Below are 19,727 nucleotides of genomic sequence, written 5' to 3'. Positions count from 1 at the left end.
TCGTTCACTGGGGGAATGCGCGCAAACTCCCCTTCTCCCGCGCGCGTGGGGAATGATGGGGCCCTCGGAAAGAGGGGACACATGCAGGAGCACACGGGGATGCTCCGTTGGATCGCTGCGGCGAGCACCGACGGTCTGTGGATCCTTGACGAGCACGGACGGACGGTCTTCGCCAACGACCGCTTCGCCGAGCTCATCGGCCGCTCCCCCGCCGAGCTGGAGACGATCTCGGCCCTCGAGCTGCTCGACGAGGAGGGCCAGGTCCAGTTCCGCAGGCACCTGGCCGACATGGCCGCCGGGCACCCCGGCGAGGAGAACCTCGAGACGCTCTTCGTGCGCCCCGACGGCAGCCCGATGTGGTGCCTGGCCAGCTGGGGGCCCGTGCACGACGACGAGGGCACCCGGCTGGGCTGGCTGCACCGGATCACGCCGTACGCCGAGCGCAAGGAGCTGCTCGGCGAGCTGCAGCACCGCAGCGAACAGCTGGCCACCGCCCAGCGGATCGCGCACCTGGGCAGCTGGGAGTGGGACGTCGCGAGCGACACGGTGACCTGGTCCGACGAGCTCTACCGGATCTACAACCTCGAGCCGCAGGAGTTCGAGGCCACCTACGAGGGCTTCCTGCAGTTCGTGCACCCCGAGGACCGACCGGCGGTGAAGGGCCACGTGGAGTCGACGTTCGCGGGGGTCGACGAGTTCGCGTGGGACGCCCGTATCGTCCGCAAGGGCGGCGAGATCCGCTGGGTGCGCGGCCTGGGCCTGGTCGAGCGCGGCCCCGACGGGATGCCGGTCAAGATGGGCGGCACCGCCCAGGACATCACCGACCTGAAGCGGGCCGACGAGCTCGCCGCCGAGGCCACCCGGCGGCTCGAGCTGCTCCAGCAGATGGCGATGGCCGCCAACCAGGCCGACAGCCTGGAGGAGGCCATCACGATGATGGCGCTCGGCCTGCCGCTCCACACGGGCTGGGCGGCGACGTCGGTGTTCCTGGTCGGGAAGGACGACGGCGTGCTGCGCCCTCGTCCCCTGCCCCACGACCACGTCGCGTGGAGCCTGCCGCCCGACCAGGTCCTCGCGGAGCGCGCCCGCATCTCGCGCCGGATGGAGGTCGGTCGGCCGCCGATCCACCAGGACACCCACAGCGTGGTGGCCATCCCGATCCTGCTCGGGGGTGACAGCGTCGCGGTGGTCCAGGTGCTGGCCGACGAGGTCCCGCCCGACGACAACTCCCGCTTCCTGATCGGCCAGATCGCAGGCCAGCTCAGCCTGGTCGCCGAGCGCGAGCGCAACGCGGCCCAGCTGGCCGAGGCCCGGGACGAGGCGATGGAGGCCTCCCGGCTGAAGTCGGAGTTCCTGGCCACGATGAGCCACGAGATCCGGACGCCGATGAACGGCGTGATCGGCCTCAACGACCTGATGATGCGCACCGACCTGGACGCCCACCAGCGGCGCCTCGCCGAGGGCTTGCAGAGCGCCGGCCTGACCCTGCTCGGGATCATCAACGACATCCTCGACCTGTCCAAGATCGAGTCCGGCAAGCTCGAGCTCGAGGAGGCCGACTTCGACGTCCGTGCCGTCTTCGAGCAGACTGCCGCGGTCCTGAGCGGGCCGGCCCACGACAAGGGGCTCGAGCTGGTCGTCGCCTGTCACCCGGACGTGCCGCTCTTCCTGCGGGGCGACCCCGTGCGGTTCGGCCAGGTGCTGACCAACCTGGGCTCCAACGCCGTGAAGTTCACCGACTCCGGCGAGGTGGTCGTCCAGGCGACCCTCGAGAGCCAGTCGCACGACGTCGTGGTCCTGCGCGTCGACGTCACCGACACCGGTGTCGGGATCCGTCCCGATGCCCGCGACCGGCTCTTCGACGCGTTCACGCAGGCCGACCCCTCAACGACCCGGCGCCACGGCGGCACCGGCCTGGGGCTGACCATCTCCCGCCAGCTGGTCGAGGCGCTCGGCGGCGAGATCGACCTGCGCAGCGAGCTGGGCCGCGGCAGCACCTTCACGTTCACCGCGCGGTTCGCGCGGGCGACCAGTGCCCCGCAGCGCCCGCAGGTCTCCCCGCACGTGCTCAACGCCAAGCGGGTGCTGGTCGTCGACGACAACGAGACCAACCGCTTCATCCTCACCGAGCAGCTCGCCGCCTGGCAGCTCCGGCCGGTGGCCGCCGCCGACGGGCGCGAGGCCCTGATGCGGCTGCGCGAGGCCGCCGAGGAGGGGCAGCCCTTCGACGTCGCCCTGCTCGACATGGTCATGCCCGGCATGGACGGCCTCGAGCTGGCCCGCCGGATCGGCGCTGACCGGTCGCTGGGCCGCCCGGCGATGCTGCTGCTCTCCTCCGACCAGGGCGTCGGCCCCCAGCTGGTCCACCAGGCCGGCATCCAGGCGGCGCTCAGCAAGCCGGTGCGGCACTCCGAGCTGTTCGACACGCTGCTGGACCTGCTCGCCTCCGGCGCCGCCGCCGCACCCCGGGAGGTCGAGCACGAGTCGGCACCGGCGATCGACGTACGCGTGCTGGTGGTGGAGGACAACCAGGTCAACCAGCTCGTCGCGATGGGGCTCCTCGAGTCGATCGGCTGCAAGGTCGACATCGCCAACGATGGCGCCGAGGCGGTCGAGATGCTGGCCCGCCCGCACTCCTACGCCGCCGTCCTCATGGACTGCCGGATGCCGCGCCTCGACGGCTTCGACGCCACCCGGGCGGTCCGTGCCCACGAGCCGCCGGGCCGGCACGTCCCGATCATCGCCATGACCGCCTCGGCCCTCGAGGGCGAGCGCGAGCGCTGCCTGGCCGTCGGCATGGACGACTTCCTGACCAAGCCCGTGGACGCAGCCGAGCTGGAGCGGGTGATCCGCCAGTGGACCGGGGTGTCCGACCCGCCGCAGGCTCCCGCGCGCCCGGTGGAGGCGCCGCGGGCGCGTCCGGTGGTGCCCGAGTCCTCGATCCTCGACCCCGACCGGCGGCGGATGCTGGAGGAGCTGAAGAAGGACGGCGTCAGCTTCTTCGAGCGCACGTCGGCGTCCTTCATGTCCCGCGTCGGCGACCAGGTGGTCGCGATCCGGGACGCCATCGACTCCCGTGACGCCCACCGGCTGATGAGCGCGGCACACCAGCTCAAGGGCAGTGCCCTCAACCTCGGGCTGCCGCTCGTGGGCGCGACGGCCGCGCGGCTCGAGGCCCTCGGCGACGGCGGTCGGACCGACGGCGCGACCGAGCTGCTCGCCGAGCTCGTCGTCGAGATCGACCGGGCGGTCGCCGCCCTCAAGACCTCGATCGGCAGCCGGGGCTGACCGCTCCCCCGACACGGGGCGACTGCCAGACTGCAGGGGTGCTGCCCCGCTTCGAGATCGTCGGCCGGCGCCGGCCCGTCGACCTCGTCTCCCCGGGGTCCGCCCTCGTCGACGCCACGACCGCCGGAGCCGTCGAGTGGGCCACGCCGCACCCCGCGCCGTACGCCGCGGTCGTCGCGACGGGCCCGCCCACGAGCGGCACGCTCAGCCTGTCGCTCGCGGGCGGGGACGTGCGCCTCTCCGGGGAGTACGACGCGGCGCGGGGTGCCGTGGGGCTCACCGTCCGCGCGGGCGGTGCCACGACGACCCACGCCAGCCGCCGCAGCGGTCGGGCGACCGCGCCGGTCGAGGGCGTCGCCCTGGCCCTGACCGGCACCCACCTGACCGTGCTCACCCACGAGGCCGGCGCCTGGCTGGCGCGCGGCCGCGTGGACCTCGCGGAGCGGTGCGACACGCGGGACGAGGCCTGGCTCGCCTCCCTGGTCACCGCCGTCGACGGACCCGTCGCGCACCTCACGGCCGGCGGCTTCGGCCAGCTCGGGCTGCGCGACGTCCGGCTCGTCACTCGGGAGGACGGCAGTCCGGTCCGCGACGGCGACGACCTGCTCCTCAGCGCCACCAGCGCGGGGCCGGGCTTCTTCGACACCGCCCACACCTCGCTGTGGCGGCTGTCCTCCGCGCTCGACCTCACCCACGTCTCCGACCTGTTCTTCCGGCGCCCCGACCGGCCCGGGGTCTTCGGCGACCACGCGACCCACGTGGTGCGCCGCGAGGACGACTGGCTGGTCGCGACCAGCACGTGGGGCGACTTCGACCGGCGCCGGCCCGGGGCATCGGTGGCGATCACGCTCGCCACGACACGTGCCGACCTGCTCGCCGGCCGGCACGTCCTCGACACCCGTCCGCTCGCGGTCCCCACCACGGGGTTGCGCTCGGTCGGCGTCTGGGACCCGCACCTGGTCCGGATCGGGGACACCTGGCACGTGGGCTTCGTCAGCGCCCCGAAGTTCTTCCGCTTCCACCCCGCCCTGGCGGCGGGCCCGTCCCTCGACGAGCTCACGCTGGTGGGCGCCGACACCGGCCGGATCGCGACCGAGGGCACCACGCTGGTCCGCCTCGACGACGGGTGGCGGGTGCTGGCCAGCGACGGCCGCGACGGGCGCCGGGGCCAACGCCGCGGCTACCCGGTGTACGACCTCGCGCTGGCCGAGGTCGGCGGGCTCGACGCGCCGTACCCCACCAACATCCCGTGGCCCACGCTGGTCCGCGAGGACGACGGCTGGCTGATGGTCGGCTTCAACGGCGCGCCGTACGGCGGCCGGCTGGTCGGCTACGGCAGCCACGGCGACGTGGTGCTGATGCGGACGTCACCGGCCGACCGAATCGGAATACCCGCCGGTCACGACTAGCCTTGTGAGCACGGACACGCGCCACCCCTGCGGGTCCGGTACGCACGCCACTCACCCGTGGCCGACACACAAGAAAGTGGGCAGCACCCATGTCTACGCAGACCTCCGGTGTCGACGTGTTCGATCTCGGTTCCGAGCACGAGCAGGTCGTCTTCTGCAACGATCCCGCGACCGGCCTCAAGGCCATCATCGCCATCCACTCGACCGCACTGGGCCCCGCTCTGGGCGGCACCCGCTTCTACCCGTACGCGTCGACCAACGACGCGATCACGGACGTCCTGAACCTCTCCCGCGGCATGTCCTACAAGGCCGCGCTCGCCGGCCTGGACCTCGGCGGCGGCAAGGCGGTCATCATCGGTGACCCGGCGACGCTGAAGAACGAGGCCCTGCTGCGTGCCTACGGCCGCTTCGTGCAGTCGCTCGACGGGCGCTACTACACCGCCTGCGACGTGGGCACGTTCTCCGAGGACATGGACCACATCGCGCGCGAGTGCGACTACGTCACGGGCCGCACGGTCGCCCACGGCGGCGCCGGCGACAGCTCGGTGCTGACGGCGTACGGCGTCTTCCAGGGCATGCGCGCCGCGGCCGAGGTCGTGTTGGGCACCGACTCGCTCGCCGGTCGCACCGTGGGCGTGGCCGGCGTGGGCAAGGTCGGCCGCCATCTGGTCCGCCACCTGATCGAGGACGGCGCGACCGTGGTCGTCACCGACGTGCACCAGCCGTCGGTCGACGCGGTGCGCGAGGAGTTCCCGCAGGTCACCAGCGTGGAGTCGACGCAGGCCCTGGTCGCCTCCGAGCTCGATGTCTACGCCCCCTGCGCGCTGGGTGGCGCGATCACCGACGAGGTCGTCGACGTGCTGTCGGCCAAGATCGTCTGCGGCGCGGCCAACAACCAGCTGGCCCACCCCGGCGTGGAGAAGGCCCTCGAGGACCGCGGCATCCTCTACGCCCCCGACTACTGCGTGAACTCCGGCGGCCTGATCCAGGTCGCCGACGAGCTCGAGGGGTTCAGCTTCGACCGGGCGCACCAGCGCGCGACCGGCATCTTCGACACCACGCGCCAGGTCTTCGAGCTCGCGAAGACCGACGGCGTCGCTCCCGCGATCGCGGCCGACCGGCTCGCGGAGCGGCGGATGCGCGACGTGGGACGCCTGCGCGGCCTCTGGCTGAACAGCTGAGGCCAACAGGCCGGCAACAACGAGACAGGGCCTCGCGTTCACGGATGTGGACGCGAGGCCCTTCTCATGTGGGCAGGTAGCCCCAGATGACGAGGAGAGTCAGTCGCGCCGGGGCTCGACGTAGTCCGACCACTTGTCGAGCACCTCAGGGTCGACCTGGTCGGTGTCGTTGTTCTCTTCGCCATGCAGCTCATTGGCCAACGCACCGAAGTCCGTCTCGTGAGTGCGGTACTTCAGGTCGCGTGCGACCTTGGTCTGCTTGGCTTTCGCTCGGCCGCGCCCCATAGGGTCAGCCCCCTCGCACACTCGGCCGGGGCTCGTTGGCACCCGGGCTGTCCTCAAAGATTTCTCGTGGGGGTAACGCTACCTGCTGGGCGGCTGTTCCCGCACACCGAGGGAGCGTTTCGGCTGCGGATCACACCGAATCACCCAGATTCGGAGTGATTCGGCCGGATCCGGCCCTCACCAGCCGGGGTGCTGGCCCGTCAGGGTGACCCGGCCGCCCCCGCCATCGCCTGCCTCGTCGGCGCGGACCTCGCCGGCGACCCAGGCCCGGATGCCGTGGGTGGCCAGCACCTCGATCGCGGTGTCGACGTCCTCGGGGTCGGTCAGCGAGACCATCCCGACGCCGCAGTTGAGGGTGGCCTCGAGGTCGGCCTGGGGCACCGAGCCGACCCGGCGGACCAGGTCGAAGACCGGCTGCGGGGTCCAGGTGCCGCGCTCGAGCGTCGCAGACAGCTCGGCCGGCATGACCCGCTCGAGGTTGGCGGCCAGCCCACCGCCGGTGACGTGGGCCATCGCGTGGGTGCGGGTCCGGTCGGCGAGCTCGAGGCACGCCTTGGCGTAGATGCGGGTCGGCTCGAGGAGCTCCTCGCCGAGGGTGCGGCCGAGCTCGGGGACGTCGCGGTCCAGCTCCCACTTGGCGGTGTTCAGCAGCACGTGGCGGACCAGGGAGTAGCCGTTGGAGTGGAGGCCGCTGGCCTCCATCGCGATGACGGCATCACCGGGCCGGACCCGGGCGGGGCCGAGGAGCTTGTCGGCCTCCACGACCCCGGTGGTGGCGCCGGCGACGTCGTACTCGTCGGGGTCCAGCAGCCCCGGGTGCTCGGCCGTCTCGCCGCCGATGAGGGCGCACCCGGCGACCACGCAGGCCTCGGCGATGCCCTTGACGATGGCCGCGATCCGCTCGGGCACGACCCGCCCGGTGGCGATGTAGTCGGTCATGAAGAGCGGCTCGGCGCCGCACACGACCAGGTCGTCGACGACCATGCCGACCAGGTCGAAGCCGATGGTGTCGTGGACGTCCATGGCCTGCGCGATCGCGACCTTGGTGCCGACGCCGTCGGTGGAGGTCGCGAGGAGCGGGCGCTCGTAGCGGGTCAGCGCCGAGGCGTCGAAGAGTCCGGCGAAGCCGCCCAGGCCGCCGATCATCTCCGGCCGGCGGGCCTTGTCGACCCAGACCTTCATCAGCTCGATCGCCTTGTCGGCGGCCTCGATCGAGACTCCGGCGGCGGCGTAGGCGTTCTGCTGCTCGGTCACGGGTGCTGCTCCTGGGCTGGTCGTCCGGCGGGGATCAGGGGTTGTTCAGGACGGGGAGCGACTTGCCCAGCGTCGGGGCGCTCAGCGTCGACTCGAGGAGGTGCTTGCCGAGCATGCTCTCGTCGGGGAGCTCGATGGGGTACTCGCCGGTGAAGCACGCCTTGCAGAGCCGGTCCGCGGGCTGCCTGGTCGCGTCGATCATCCCGTCGAGCGAGATGTAGCCCAGGGTGTCGGCGCCGACGCTGGCGGCGATCTCCTCCGGGGTGAGGCCGTTGGCGATCAGCTCGGCGCGGGTGGCGAAGTCGATGCCGTAGAAGCACGGCCACTTCACCGGCGGGCTGGAGATCCGGACGTGCACCTCGAGGGCGCCCGCCTCGCGGAGCATCCGGACCTGGGCGCGCTGGGTGTTGCCGCGCACGATCGAGTCGTCGACCACCACGATCCGCTTGCCGCGGATCATGTGCTCGAGGGCGTTGAGCTTGAGCCGGATGCCGAGCTGGCGCAGCGTCTGGCTGGGCTGGATGAAGGTGCGACCGACGTAGGCGTTCTTGACGAAGCCCTGGCCGAAGGGGATCCCGCTCTCCTCGGCGTAGCCGGCGGCGGCCGGGGTGCCGGACTCGGGCACCGGGATGACCAGGTCGGCCTCGACGGGGAACTCGCGAGCCAGCTGGCGGCCCATCTCGACCCGGGACTCGTGGACGCTGCGACCACTGATGGTGGCGTCGGGCCGGGCGAGGTAGACGTACTCGAACACGCAGCCCTTGGGGGCCGGCTCGGCGAAGGTGTGGGAGCGCAGGCCGTTCTCGTCGATGACGATCATCTCGCCGGGCTCGACCTCGCGGACGACGCTCGCGCCGATGGTGGCCAGGGCCGCGTCCTCCGACGCCACGACCCAGCCACGGTCCAGCCGGCCGAGGACGAGCGGGCGGATGCCCTGCGGGTCGCGCGCGGCGTACAGGGTGTTCTCGTTCATCCAGACGAACGAGAAGGCGCCGCGCAGCGACGGCAGCACCTCGAGCGCCCGCTGCTCCAGCGAGGTGTCGGGGTGGTGGGCGAGCAGCGCGGTCACGAGGCCGGTGTCGTTGGTCGACGCCTCGTGGTTCTTGGCGTGCAGCTCGAGCTCGTCGGCGGGGCCCGGCAGCGCGGCGACCATGTCGCGCAGCTCGTGGGTGTTGATCAGGTTGCCGTTGTGGCCCAGCGCGATCGACCCGTCGGCCGTGGGCCGGAAGGTGGGCTGGGCGTTCTGCCAGGTGCTCGCGCCCGTGGTCGAGTAGCGGGCGTGGCCGATGGCGAGGTGGCCGTGCAGGGAGGCCAGCGTCGTCTCGTCGAACACCTGGGAGACCAGGCCCATGTCCTTGTAGACCAGGATCTGGCGGCCGTTGCTGACCGCGATGCCGGCCGACTCCTGGCCGCGGTGCTGGAGGGCGTAGAGCCCGAAGTACGTCAGCTTGGCGACGTCCTCGCCCGGGGCCCACACCCCGAAGACGCCGCAGGCGTCCTGAGGTCCCTGGTCCTGCGGGTCGAGGGCCAGGGTCAACCGGCCGTCGCCGCCCTTGCGGCTGGTGCTGGGGTGGGGCACGGTCCGAGTGTAGGGGGCGGGGCAGACGCGTCCCATTCGCCGGACCCGCCGCCGCCCAGCCGGTCGACGACACCCCAATGGTGGTCGACTACCGGAAACCGCCGCGCCGGGGCGTTCGAACACCGGAATCTTGCGGATTCCTTGAAAGTAAAGACCGGGAACGGTGACGCACGTAACATGGCTCGGCAACCACCCATGAAGACGCGAGGGACGATGACCGGGGACATCACCGAGCACCAGCCGGATGCCGCCGACGCGGCCGAGCTGTCCGAGGCGCCTTCGCGGGATGCACTCCAGACCATCGCCGAGGGCGTCACCCAGCTCGCCGGCTTCGGCATCGCCGCCATCAGCGTGGTCCGCGACGACGGCCGCCTCGAGGTGATGGCCGTCGCCGGGTCCGACGAGGCCCGCCGCGAGCTGCAGGGACGCCGCACCCCCGTCGACAAGCTGCTCACCGAGATCGAGAAGGCCGACGAGTGGGGCCTGCTGCGCTTCGTCCCGCACGAGCGCCTCGACCTCGGTCCCGAGGGCGACGCCTGGGGCTGGGTCCCCGACGTCGAGCCCATCGACGACCCCGACGCCTGGCACCCCATGGACCTCCTGGTCGCGCCCCTCCTCGACGAGTCCGGAGCGATGCGCGGCACGCTCGCGATGGACCTGCCCCTCGACGGCCGGCGACCCGGCGCCGAGCAGCGCCGCGTCCTCCAGAAGTACGCCGAGCAGGCCGGCCGCGCCGTCCTCACCGCCCTCGAGCGGGAGGCCCTCGCCCACCAGGTCCGGCTCGCCGACGCCGCCCGCCACATCGTCCGCAGCGCCAGCGCCCAGCTCAGCATGAGCCGGATCCTGGCCGACAGCCAGGCGGCGCTCGTCGAGGGCTTCCAGGCGCGCGGCATGTGGATCCAGACCTTCGACGAGGACGGCCTGGGGACCGGCGCGATCTACTCCGCCAACGGCACCACCATCCAGCTGCCCGACGAGCTGGTCAGCATCGCCGACAACGCCGCCCACCGGGCGTGGGAGCTGCAGCGGACCGAGGTCGTCTCCCCGGACCGCCCCTTCGGACCCTCGATCACCGCCGGCCAGGGCGAGCGGATCCTGGAGTTCCTGGCCGCCATCGGCATCGGGTCGCTGCTCTTCGCCCCCCTGGGTGCGGGGCCCGAGTGCCTGGGCAACCTCGTGCTCACCCGGGAGCCGGGGGCGCCGGACTGGACCGACATGGAGGGTGCCACGGCCCTCGACATCGGCCACGACCTGGGCCGCGCGATCCTCAACGCGCGCGCCTTCGAGCGCGAGCACCAGCTCGTGGAGGAGCTCCAGGCGCTCGACAGCTACAAGAGCGAGCTGATCGCGACGGTCTCGCACGAGCTGAAGAACCCGCTCACCGCGATCATCGGCCACCTCGAGATGCTTGAGGCCTCGCCCGACCTGAACGGCACGACCCGCAGCTCGCTCGCGGCGATGGACCGGGGAGCCCGGCGCCTGGCCCGCGTCATCGACGACCTGCTGCTGCTCTCCAAGGTCGGCGACCCCAACAACACGATCATCCCGGCCCCGGTCGACCTGCACCGCATCCTGGACGACGTCGTCGACCTCTCCTCGGTCGCGGCCGACCGCAAGCACCTGACGGTCCGGATCGAGGCTCCCGACGCGCCGGTGCTGGCGCTCGGCGACGCCGACGAGCTCGACCGGGTCTGCGCCAACCTGGTCAGCAACGCGGTCAAGTACACCCCCGAGGGGCGCTCGGTCACGGTCTCGCTCACCCGCGTCGGCGACCAGGTCATCCTGGAGTGCAGCGACGAGGGCATCGGCATCTCCACCGCCGACCAGGAGCAGCTCTTCACCGAGTTCTACCGCTCGACCAACCCCGAGGCGATCGCCCAGCCCGGCACGGGCCTGGGCCTGGCCATCGTCAGCCGGATCGTCGGCCGCCACCACGGCCGCATCGAGGTCGAGTCGGCGCTGGGCAAGGGCAGCACCTTCCGGATCTACCTGCCGGCGGCCGCCTGACCCGCGGCGCACGGCTCACATGTGCTGCTCGCCCTGCTTGATCGCCTCCCTGATGCGCGTGTAGGTGCCGCAGCGGCAGATGTTGCGGATCCCGTCGAGGTCGGCCTCGGTGATCGAGCGACCCTCGCGCCGGGTCTTCCGCACGAGCGCCACCGCGGCCATGATCTGGCCCGGCTGGCAGTAGCCGCACTGGGCCACGTCGCGGTCCAGCCAGGCCTGCTGCATCGGGTGCAGGTCGCGCCCGACGGTGCCCGGCAGGCCCTCGATCGTGGTCACCTCGTCGTCGCTGCTCAGGTCGCCCACGCGCACCGAGCACGGGTTGAACGCCTTGCCGTTGATGTGCGAGGTGCAGGCCTTGCAGACGTTGATGCCGCAGCCGTACTTGGGGCCGGTGACCCCGAGCAGGTCGCGGAGCACCCACAGGACGCGCACGTCGTCGTGGACGTCGACGGTGATGGACTTGCCGTTGAGGACAAAGGTCTGGGTCGGCATCGCGCGCTCCTCAGTAGGTCTTCTTCAGGCCGTTGGTCGGCGACTGCGGGATGGGCGGGACGACCGGCTTGGGCCGGAACCGCAACGGGTCGCGGTGGTTGATCGGGAAGTACGTCGGCAGCTCGCCCGTCGCCCGTGCGAAGGCGCACGCGACCGCCGCGAACGACGCCGCGACCCCCGCCTCGCCGGCGCCACCGGGCTGGCCGGAGTCGGACGGCATCAGGATGACCTTCACCTCGGGCGGGGTGTTCCACTGGCGCGTGTAGAAGTAGTTGTCCCAGCTGGCCTCGAGGAAGTGGCCGTCGCGCAGGTGCAGGCTCGAGGTCAGCGCCAGCGCGATGCCGTCGTTGATGCCGCCCTGCATCTGGGCCTCCATGCCGCGCGGGTTGATCACCAGGCCGGCGTCGATGGCGAACACGACCCTGGTCACGCGCGGACCGGTCGTGGCGTCCGGGACGTCCCGGTCGACCGTCGCGGGCCGGCAGTCGATCTCGACCAGGCATGCGCTGGCGCCCTTGTACTCCTTGTGGATGGCGATGCCCTGGGCGGTGCCGGCCGGCATCGACCTGCCCCAGTCGCCCACCTGGGCGACCTTGTCGAGCACCGCGGCCACCCGGTCGTTGCGCAGGTGGCTGCGGCGGAACTCGTAGGGGTCCTTCTTGAGCTTCTTCGCCAGCTGGTCGACCACGAGCTCGCTGGCGCAGCGCACGTCGGGTGAGTAGATGTTGCGCATGCTGCCGGTGTTGAAGCGGTCGTCGGTCTCGGTCAGTGTCTGGGAGACCACCCCGAAGTCGTAGGGCACCTCCTGGGTCAGCGAGAAGATCGTCTCGGCGTACCCGAGGTTGCCGTAGCCCGCGGGGAGGTCGGCGGCCATGGCGCTGATGATCTCGCCGAGGCCGTGGCGGTAGTCCGTCTCGACGCTCGTGTGGGTCTGCTGGAAGGCCAGCACCTCGTCCCCGGCGTGGGTGACCCGCACCCTGTTGGTCGACATCGGGTGGCCGCGGCCGACCCGGGCGTCGTCGGCACGGTGCCACATGAGCTTGACCGGCTTGCCCATCGCCTGGGAGATCTTGGCAGCCTCGAGGGCCCCGTCGAAGAAGAGCCGACGACCGAACGATCCTCCGGCGGTGACGACGTTGACCGTGACCTGGTCCTGGGTCATGCCCAGCGCCTCCGCGATCCGCTGCTGGGCGGTGATCGGGGACTTCAGCCCGGCCCAGATCGTCGCGCGGTCGGCCCGGACGTCGGCGATGGCCGAGTTGGTGTCCATCGCAGAGTTGCTGCGGAAGTAGAAGAGGAAGTCGGCCTCGAGGGTCTCGGCCAGCGGGTTGTCGGGCGGGGCCGGCAGCGCGAGCTCGGCCGCCCTGAGCTCCTGGACGATGTCCTCGTCGGACTCGCCGGCGACCGGGCCGTCGTTCCACTCGACCTTCATCGCGCGGATCGCGTCGATGCACTGGCCGAAGGTGTCGGCGCGAACGGCGATGCCGGTGTCGACCTTCGCGAGGTCGCGGACGCCCGGCATCCGCGCGATCTCGGCCTTGTTGGTCAGCCGCTTCGGCGTGCCGTTGAGCGTGGGGGCGCGGCAGACCATGGTCGGCAGGGCGCCCTTCACCTGCTTGTCGGTGGTGAACTCCTTGCGCCCGGTCACCGCGTCCAGCGCGTCGACGCGGCCCTGGCCGACGCCGATCACCCGGAACTCCGAGGTGTCCTTGAGCTGGACCCCGACCGCCCTGGTGGTCGGGCTCGCGGCCTTCGACGCCAGCTCGGCGTAGGTGACGCTCGATCCGTCGGGGGCGTGGACGACGCCGTTGCGGGCCCGGAGGTTGGCCACGGTGTCGCCGAGCACGATGGCCGCGGCGTCCATCAGCGCGCTCTTGGCGACGGCGGCGGCCACGCGGATCGGGGTGTACGTCGAGATCGTGGTGTTGGAGCCGCCGGTCAGCTGGTTGAACTGCAGCTCGGGGCGGGCCGGGGCCAGCGTCACCTTCACCTTGCTGACGGGGAGCTCGAGCTCCTCGGCGATCAACATGGCGCTCGAGGTGGTGATCCCCTGGCCGACCTCCATGCGGGGCAGCGCGAACGACGCGGTCCCGTCGTCGTGGACGGTGACCGTGATCAGGTTGGCGGTCGGCCGGCACGAGTCGGTGAGCATGTCGTTGAGGTCGTAGAGCTCGGCCGGCTGGGGCGCGGTCGGCGCGGCCGCAGCGGCATCGACGAGGCCCAGGTCGGCGGCGGCGACGAGGGTCGCCCCGCCGAGGACGTAGCCGAGGAAGCTGCGTCGTCGGACCGAGATCCGGTGGGCATCCTCCTCGAGATCGGCGGCGGGGCCGTCGGGCTGGTCGGTGCGGGCGCGTGGTTCCACGGTCATGCGATGTGCCTCCAGAGCGTCGGCCGCGGGCCGCCGAGGCGGTCCGGGCGTCGTGCTCCCTCCCTGGCTCCAGCGTGACAGCCGTCACGCGGACGCGCCATGCGCGCGGTGCCCACGATTGGAGCGCCTGCTCTGTGCAGACTGCACAGCCAAGGGTCAGCGGTGCAGGCCGCTGCGGAGGGCGCGGAGGGCCAGGCCGAGCTCGAGAGGGGGCACTCCGTCCAACGATTCCCGTCCGACGAGCCGGGCGACCCGACGTAGCCGGTTGATCACCGTGTTGCGGTGGCAGTGCACCCGGGTGGCGGTGTGGGTGGTCGAGCCGCCGGTCGCGACCCAGGCGTCCAGGGTCGCCAGCAGGGAGGCCTGCTCCCCTGCCGGCAGCGCCAGCAGCGGGCCGAGCCAGACGGCGACCAGCCGCCCGGCGACCTCCGGCGAGGTGAGCAGCAGCGCCTCGGGGAGCCGCTCGTCGAAGGCGGCGACCCCGGGCTCCCCGTCGAGGGTGCGGACGGCCAACGAGGCCTGGCGGACACCGGTGTCGACACCGGCGAGGCCGGAGACCACCACCGACACCCCGACCGGCCAGGCCACCGCACCGCGGAGCACCGCCAGCGCGCCCTCGGGGTCGGCCCGGTCGTCGGGGCCCAGCGCGACCAGCCCCACCGTGCCCCCGGTGCGGCGCACCCAGGCGGTGGTGCGGGGTGCGAGCGCCTGCTCCAGGCGGGGGATGTCCAGGCCCTCGCCGGTCACGACGAGGTAGTGGCCGCCGACCGGCACGTCGAGGATGCGGGCGGCCTCGTGGGCGAAGCCCGGCTCCTTGGCCCGGCCGCTCAGCACGCCCTCCCAGAGCTCGGCCCGCAGCTGCTCGTCGGCGCGCACGGCCGCCCGCTCGGTCGCATGGTAGGCCGCCGCGACCTGGGCCGACGTCTCGTCGACGACCTCCCAGAGGCGGGTGCCGACCTCGCGCAGCTCCTCGGCGTCCAGCGCGGCCCGGGCCTGTTCGACCAGGTCGTCCCAGATCAGCCGCCCACCGATCCGGAACGAGCGCAGGACGTCGTCCAGTGGGAGGCCCTGCTCGGCCCGGCGGCGCCCGGTCGCCCGGGCAGCGTCGTACGCCGCCTCGGACTCGTCGGGGGCGGAGGCACCCCGGACGGCGACGCCGAGCAGCTCGAGGACCCGGCCGATGTTGTCGTGGCAGGAGCTCCGCAGGTCGGGCAGCGGGACGACCCGGGTCGCGCGATAGCCGGGGTTGCTGTCGACGATCGCGTCGACGAGCCGGTCGGTGAGGGGCTCGACCCGTGCGGCGCGATGCCCCGCCAGGAAGGCGAGGGTCGCGTCGCGCACGGGTCGCGGACCCGTCAGCGCTCGGTGAGTGCGCCGAGGTTGTGCAGCAGCAGCGCCTCGGCCAGCACGACCCGCTCGAACTCGGCGAGGTGCAGGCCCTCGTTGGCGCCGTGGGCGCGGGTGTCGGGGTCCTCGACGCCGGTGACCAGCACGCTGGCCTGCGGGAACGCCTCGAGGAACTCGGCGATGAACGGGATCGAGCCGCCGACGCCCATGTCGACGGGCTCGGTGCCGTCCCAGGCGGTGGTGAACGCGGCGCGGGCGGCGTCGTACGCCGGTCCGGTGGCCTCGATCTGGGTCGCCTCACCGGTGTCGACGACCGTGAAGGTCAGCTCGGCGCCCCACGGGACGTGGGCCTCGAGGTGGGACCGGAGGCACTGGACGGCGTTGGCGGTCGTGTCACCGGGGGCGATGCGCATCGAGATCTTGGCGCGGGCCGAGGCGACGAGGGTGTTGCTGGCACCCTCGACCTTGGGGGCGTCGAGGCCGGTGATGCTGAGCGAGGGCTTGGTCCAGAGGCGCTCGACGATCGGGCCCTCACCGATCCACTCGATGCCCGGGTTGGCGCCGGACTCGGCACGGAGGCGCTCCTCGGGGTACTCCACGTCGGCGGCCAGGCCGCTGTGCAGGCCCTTGACCGCGACGTTGCCGGCGTCGTCGTGCAGGGTGGCGATCAGGCGGCTCAGCGTCATCAGCGAGTCGGGGACCAGGCCGCCCCACATGCCCGAGTGGACGGCGTGGGTCAGAGTGCGGACCGTGACGTCGGCGCGGACCAGGCCGCGGAGGCTGGTGGTCAGCGCGGGGACGCCGATGTCCCAGTTGCCGGAGTCGGCGATGACGATGACGTCGGCGGCGAGCTTGTCCTGGTGCTCCTTGAGCAGCGCCGGCAGCGTCTCGGAGCCGACCTCCTCCTCGCCCTCGATGAACATCGTGACATTGACGGGCAGGTCGTCGCCGTACACGCGCAGCGCGCCGAGGTGGGCGGCGATGCCGGCCTTGTCGTCGGCCGCGCCGCGCGCGTAGAGGCGGTCGCCGCGCTCGGTCGGCTCGAACGGCGGGGAGTCCCACTCGGCGTGGTCGTTCTCGGGCTGGACGTCGTGGTGGGCGTAGAGCAGCACGGTCGGTGCGCCCGCTCGGCCCGCCTTGTGGGCGATCACGGCCGGGGCACCACCGTCGGCGCTGACGATCTCGACGGAGTCGAAGCGCTCGGCCCGGAAGAGCTCGGCGACGGCCTCGGCACTGCGCTGGACCTCGCCCGCGCGGGCGGGGTCGGCGCTGACGGACTCGATGCGGACGAGGTCCTCGAGGTCCTGGCGGATGCCGGGGAGGACGCCCTCGACCCGGGCCTTGATGCTGTCGATCTCGCGGCTCATGGGCGCCAACCTACCCACGGGCCCGTCCGGGCGGGAATCGGGATCCGAGGGGCCTGCTACCCCAGCGGGAGGTACGGCGCGAGGTTGGTGCGCTCCCCGCTGGCCCGGAGCAGCGCGGACTCCTCGGCCTCGGCCCAGGCGAGCGCGCCGGTGGCGAGGGCGACCCAGGTCGCGGGGTCCATCTCGACGACGGCGGGCGGGGTGCCGCGGGTGTGGCGGACGCCCTCGACGACCTGCACCGCGGCGTACGGCGGGACGCGGACCTCGACGGACCGGCCGGGTGCGCGCGTCTCGAGCAGGGCGAGGTAGTGCTTGGTCAGCAGCTTCAGGTCGGCCGGGGCCGCCGCGTCCGCGGCGAACCGGGCGGTGGCCTCGGCGAGGGCGGCCGGGTCGGCGGGGCGGAGTCGGGCGGGCACGGGTCGAGCCTAGGAGGCTAGGACTCGTCGAGCCGGGGCTGGGGCTGGAGCACCTGCATGAGGAGGTAGGTGCGGCGGGCGGCGTCGTCGCGCCCGCGGGTCCGCGCCACCCACGACTCGACGAGGTCGGCGAGCTCGGTCGCCATCTCCTCCGCCTCGGCCTTCGTGAGCTTGACGGTCTGGTTCATCATCGTGCGGATCGTGTCCTCCTCCTTGTCGTCGGAGAGGACGAGATCGATGAGGTGGTGGGCCCAGTCGGCGGTGTTGCGGCGGAACACCGCGACCGCGGCCCGGCCGCCGGGCGCCTTCGACAGCTCGCTCAGGTCGGCGCGCAGCCCGCTCTCGGAGCTGGCCTTCCAGACCCGGTCGCGCTTGTCGCGCGCCTCTTCGGGCGCCTCCTCGACCAGGCCGTACTTGGCCAGCTGGCGCAGGTGGAAGCTCGCCTGGTTGGCCGGGATGTCCAGGACCCGGGCCAGGTCGGCCGCGCGGGTCGGGCCGCCGGCGGCGATCTCGCCGAGGATCTGGGTGCGCACCGGGTGGGCGATCGCGCGCAGCAGCCGGGGGTCGTGGATGGGGCGGTCCGCGGGCATGGCCGAATCCTACCGAACTTTCGCAAGAACTATTGCGCAACATTACTTGCGCATCATATGGTGCGGGACATGACCGGATACCGCTCGCTCGCCCGCAACCACGACTTCTCCGTCCTGTGGGTCGGGCAGACCGTCTCGGAGCTCGGCAGCGCCGTGAGCATGTTCGTCTTCCCGCTGCTGGCCTTCGCGCTGACCCACTCGCCCGTCCAGGCGGGTCTGGTGGAGGCGGCGCACCTGCTCGGCATGTGCGCGGCACTCCTGCCGGCCGGGGTCCTCGCCGACCGCACCGACCGGCAGCGCGTCATGCGGATGGCGAGCGCGGCTGGGGTCCTGCTCTACGCCTCACTCGTCGTCGCCGGACTGATGCACGCGCTGACCATCCCCCACCTCGTCGTCGTCGCGCTGCTGACCGGCGTCGCGACCGGGTGCTTCGGCCCGGCCGAGACCTCCGCGGTCCGCGCCGTGGTGTCGACCGAGGAGCTGCCCACCGCGCTGAGCCAGAACCAGGCCAGGCAGCACGTCGCCTCGCTGGTCGGCGGCCCGATCGGCGGCCTGCTGTACGGCGTCACCCGCTGGCTGCCGTTCGCCGCCGACGCCCTCAGCTTCGCCGTCTCGTGGGTGATGCTCGGCCGGATCCGCACCGACCTCTCCGCACCGGTCCACGAGGGCCCGCGACCCAGCCCGCGCCAGGACATCGCCGAGGGGCTGCGGTTCATCCTGGCTCGACCGTTCTTCCGGGCCCTGCTGGTCTACGCCGCCCTGTCGAACCTTGTCGTCAACGGGATCTTCTTCGTCGCGATCATCCGGCTGATCCGCGCGGGCTTCCACCCCGCCGAGATCGGCCTCGTCGAGACCGCCGCCGGCATCGGCGGCCTCCTCGGCGCGGTGGCGGCGCCCACGATCATCGACCGCATGGCCACGGGCCGACTCACGGTGATCGGCGCGTGGAGCTTCGTGCCCCTGGTCATCCCGATCATCTTCTGGAACAACCCGCTGGTCGTCGCGTTCGCGCTCGGCGTCGGGCTCCTGCTCAACCCGGCCGGCAACGCGGGCATCAGCGCCTACGCCATCGCCCAGACCCCGGACCACCTCCAGGGCCGGATGGGGGCAGCGACACGCTTCCTCGCCATGTCGGTGATGCCGCTCGCACCGGTGCTGGGCGGCGTGCTGCTGAGCACGCTGGGAGGTCCTGCCGCCGTGGCCGCGATGGCGGTCGCGACCGCGCTGTGCGCCCTCGTCCCGACCCTGGCGCGCAGCGTCCGCGACGTGCCGCGCCCGATCCACTGGCAGGCCGAGCTCGCCGCGGCCGCACCCGCCGAGGCGGTCAGCGCAGGTCGTTGAGGATCGCCAGCGTCCGGGTCCACGCGGCGGAGCCGGCGTCGATCAGCGTGAAGTGGTCGCCGTCGACCGCCACGAGCTCGGCGCTGGCGCCGGCGGCCGTCGCGTGGGCTACGTACTGCTCGGACTGCGAGATCGGCACGATGTCGTCGCCGGTGCCGTGGATGCAGACGACCGGGACGTCCAGCGGCACCTGCTGCATGGGGTCGGCGGGCGCGTCGTCGGGGCCCGGCGGGTGGCCGAGGAACGCCTCGACGGCCCCGCTCCCCAGCCCGTCGTCGTACGCCGCGCGCAGGTCGAGCACGCCGGCCTGGGACACGACGCCGGTCAGCGGGACCTTCGCGGCCCAGCGGTCGAAACGGCCGCGGCTCGCGGCGAAGGCCGCGAGGTGGCCCCCGGCGGAGTGGCCCAGGGCGAGCACCGTGGAGGTGTCGACGTCGAGCTCGGCCAGCTCGTCGATGCCGGCGGCGACGTCGTCGAGGGTGGCCGGGGCGCCGCCTCCTCCGCCCGATCGGGCGGGCCCGACGCGGCGGTACTCCAGGTTCCACGCGACCCAGCCGTCCGCGGCCAGCGACGCGGCGAGCGGCCGACCCAGCGACAGGTCGTAGGCGGACTTCCAGAAGCCGCCGTGGATGACCACGACGACCCCCTTGGCGGTGCCCTGGGGGAGGTGGAGCTCCCCGAACTGGCTGGGGTCCTCACCGTAGGCGTGGGTCTTGCCGGGCATGGCGGTCTCCCTGGTCGATCCGTCCCCGCAGGCTGTGAGGAGTCCGAGGCCGGCCAGGACGAGGACGCTCCTCCGGCTC

The 19,727-nt window shown here is 72.5% G+C and carries 15 protein-coding genes; 5 read left to right on the top strand and 10 right to left on the bottom strand.

The window, feature by feature from the left end; all coding sequences use genetic code 11:
• Positions 1-81: 81 nt before the first annotated feature.
• The 3 genes from EJF31_RS12770 (at position 82) to EJF31_RS12760 (ending at position 5,878) form a co-directional block, all read left to right on the top strand.
• Positions 82-3,288: a response regulator gene (locus tag EJF31_RS12770; protein WP_185736234.1), complete on the top strand. Its 3,207-nt coding sequence runs from the start codon at positions 82-84 to the stop codon at positions 3,286-3,288.
• 38 nt (positions 3,289-3,326) lie between these two features.
• Complete coding sequence (locus EJF31_RS12765) at positions 3,327-4,697, top strand: hypothetical protein (RefSeq protein WP_125037391.1); 1,371 nt, start codon at positions 3,327-3,329, stop codon at positions 4,695-4,697.
• An 89-nt stretch (positions 4,698-4,786) separates the two neighbouring features.
• Positions 4,787-5,878 (top strand): Glu/Leu/Phe/Val dehydrogenase, encoded by a 1,092-nt coding sequence (locus EJF31_RS12760; protein ID WP_125037390.1) that lies wholly within the window; start codon positions 4,787-4,789, stop codon positions 5,876-5,878.
• 99 nt (positions 5,879-5,977) lie between these two features.
• On the opposite strand, the gene EJF31_RS12755 is transcribed toward EJF31_RS12760, so the two are convergent.
• The 3 genes from EJF31_RS12755 to purF form a co-directional block, all read right to left on the bottom strand.
• Positions 5,978-6,163 carry a DUF3073 domain-containing protein gene (locus EJF31_RS12755; protein ID WP_125037389.1) on the bottom strand — a complete coding sequence of 62 codons (186 nt, stop codon included), beginning with the start codon at positions 6,161-6,163 and terminating at the stop codon, positions 5,978-5,980.
• 177 nt (positions 6,164-6,340) lie between these two features.
• Complete coding sequence (gene purM, locus EJF31_RS12750; protein WP_125037388.1) at positions 6,341-7,417, bottom strand: phosphoribosylformylglycinamidine cyclo-ligase; 1,077 nt, start codon at positions 7,415-7,417, stop codon at positions 6,341-6,343.
• Between the two features lie 34 nt (positions 7,418-7,451).
• Positions 7,452-8,996: an amidophosphoribosyltransferase gene (gene purF / locus EJF31_RS12745; protein ID WP_185736233.1), complete on the bottom strand. Its 1,545-nt coding sequence runs from the start codon at positions 8,994-8,996 to the stop codon at positions 7,452-7,454.
• A gap of 195 nt (positions 8,997-9,191) precedes the next feature.
• On the opposite strand from purF, the gene EJF31_RS12740 reads away from it, so the two are divergent.
• Complete coding sequence (locus EJF31_RS12740) at positions 9,192-11,003, top strand: ATP-binding protein (protein WP_185736232.1); 1,812 nt, start codon at positions 9,192-9,194, stop codon at positions 11,001-11,003.
• A gap of 15 nt (positions 11,004-11,018) precedes the next feature.
• Here the strand turns inward: EJF31_RS12740 and EJF31_RS12735 are convergent, their stop codons facing one another.
• The 6 genes from EJF31_RS12735 to EJF31_RS12710 form a co-directional block, all read right to left on the bottom strand.
• Positions 11,019-11,495, bottom strand: coding sequence for a (2Fe-2S)-binding protein (locus EJF31_RS12735; RefSeq protein WP_125037386.1), 477 nt, complete (start codon positions 11,493-11,495; stop codon positions 11,019-11,021).
• Positions 11,496-11,505: 10 nt separating this feature from the next.
• Complete coding sequence (locus EJF31_RS12730) at positions 11,506-13,863, bottom strand: molybdopterin cofactor-binding domain-containing protein (RefSeq protein WP_125037385.1); 2,358 nt, start codon at positions 13,861-13,863, stop codon at positions 11,506-11,508.
• A gap of 156 nt (positions 13,864-14,019) precedes the next feature.
• On the bottom strand, positions 14,020-15,204 hold the full coding sequence (locus tag EJF31_RS12725; RefSeq protein WP_185736231.1) for a CdaR family transcriptional regulator: 1,185 nt from the start codon (positions 15,202-15,204) through the stop codon (positions 14,020-14,022).
• 14 nt (positions 15,205-15,218) lie between these two features.
• A complete protein-coding gene (locus EJF31_RS12720; RefSeq protein ID WP_125037383.1) occupies positions 15,219-16,577 on the bottom strand; it encodes a dipeptidase in 1,359 nt (452 codons plus the stop codon).
• 56 nt (positions 16,578-16,633) lie between these two features.
• Positions 16,634-16,993, bottom strand: a complete 360-nt coding sequence (locus EJF31_RS12715; protein ID WP_125037382.1) for a sterol carrier family protein — start codon at positions 16,991-16,993, stop codon at positions 16,634-16,636.
• Between the two features lie 17 nt (positions 16,994-17,010).
• A complete protein-coding gene (locus EJF31_RS12710; RefSeq protein ID WP_125037381.1) occupies positions 17,011-17,583 on the bottom strand; it encodes a helix-turn-helix domain-containing protein in 573 nt (190 codons plus the stop codon).
• Between the two features lie 69 nt (positions 17,584-17,652).
• On the opposite strand from EJF31_RS12710, the gene EJF31_RS12705 reads away from it, so the two are divergent.
• Positions 17,653-18,924 (top strand): MFS transporter, encoded by a 1,272-nt coding sequence (locus EJF31_RS12705; RefSeq protein WP_125037380.1) that lies wholly within the window; start codon positions 17,653-17,655, stop codon positions 18,922-18,924.
• Here the strand turns inward: EJF31_RS12705 and EJF31_RS12700 are convergent.
• Positions 18,908-19,648, bottom strand: coding sequence for a S9 family peptidase (locus EJF31_RS12700; protein ID WP_125037379.1), 741 nt, complete (start codon positions 19,646-19,648; stop codon positions 18,908-18,910). The two genes, EJF31_RS12705 and EJF31_RS12700, sit on opposite strands and share 17 nt — an antisense overlap.
• Positions 19,649-19,727: the final 79 nt, after the last annotated feature.

It is taken from the genome of Nocardioides sp. LS1 (genome assembly GCF_003865225.1).
GTDB classification, from domain to species: Bacteria; Actinomycetota; Actinomycetes; order Propionibacteriales; family Nocardioidaceae; genus Nocardioides; species Nocardioides ginsengisegetis.
This window is presented reverse-complemented; position numbering and strand designations above follow the sequence as displayed.

Bases quoted from the DNA above. Each gene is read 5' to 3' on its own strand.
- EJF31_RS12700 (WP_125037379.1), bottom strand. From the start codon at position 19,648: ATGCCCGGCAAGACCCACGCCTACGGTGAGGACCCCAGCCAGTTCGGG.
- EJF31_RS12770 (WP_185736234.1), top strand. From the start codon at position 82: ATGCAGGAGCACACGGGGATGCTCCGTTGGATCGCTGCGGCGAGCACC.
- EJF31_RS12735 (WP_125037386.1), bottom strand. From the start codon at position 11,495: ATGCCGACCCAGACCTTTGTCCTCAACGGCAAGTCCATCACCGTCGAC.
- EJF31_RS12760 (WP_125037390.1), top strand. From the start codon at position 4,787: ATGTCTACGCAGACCTCCGGTGTCGACGTGTTCGATCTCGGTTCCGAG.
- EJF31_RS12705 (WP_125037380.1), top strand. From the start codon at position 17,653: ATGACCGGATACCGCTCGCTCGCCCGCAACCACGACTTCTCCGTCCTG.
- EJF31_RS12720 (WP_125037383.1), bottom strand. From the start codon at position 16,577: ATGAGCCGCGAGATCGACAGCATCAAGGCCCGGGTCGAGGGCGTCCTC.
- EJF31_RS12730 (WP_125037385.1), bottom strand. From the start codon at position 13,863: ATGACCGTGGAACCACGCGCCCGCACCGACCAGCCCGACGGCCCCGCC.
- EJF31_RS12710 (WP_125037381.1), bottom strand. From the start codon at position 17,583: ATGCCCGCGGACCGCCCCATCCACGACCCCCGGCTGCTGCGCGCGATC.
- EJF31_RS12740 (WP_185736232.1), top strand. From the start codon at position 9,192: ATGAAGACGCGAGGGACGATGACCGGGGACATCACCGAGCACCAGCCG.
- EJF31_RS12755 (WP_125037389.1), bottom strand. From the start codon at position 6,163: ATGGGGCGCGGCCGAGCGAAAGCCAAGCAGACCAAGGTCGCACGCGAC.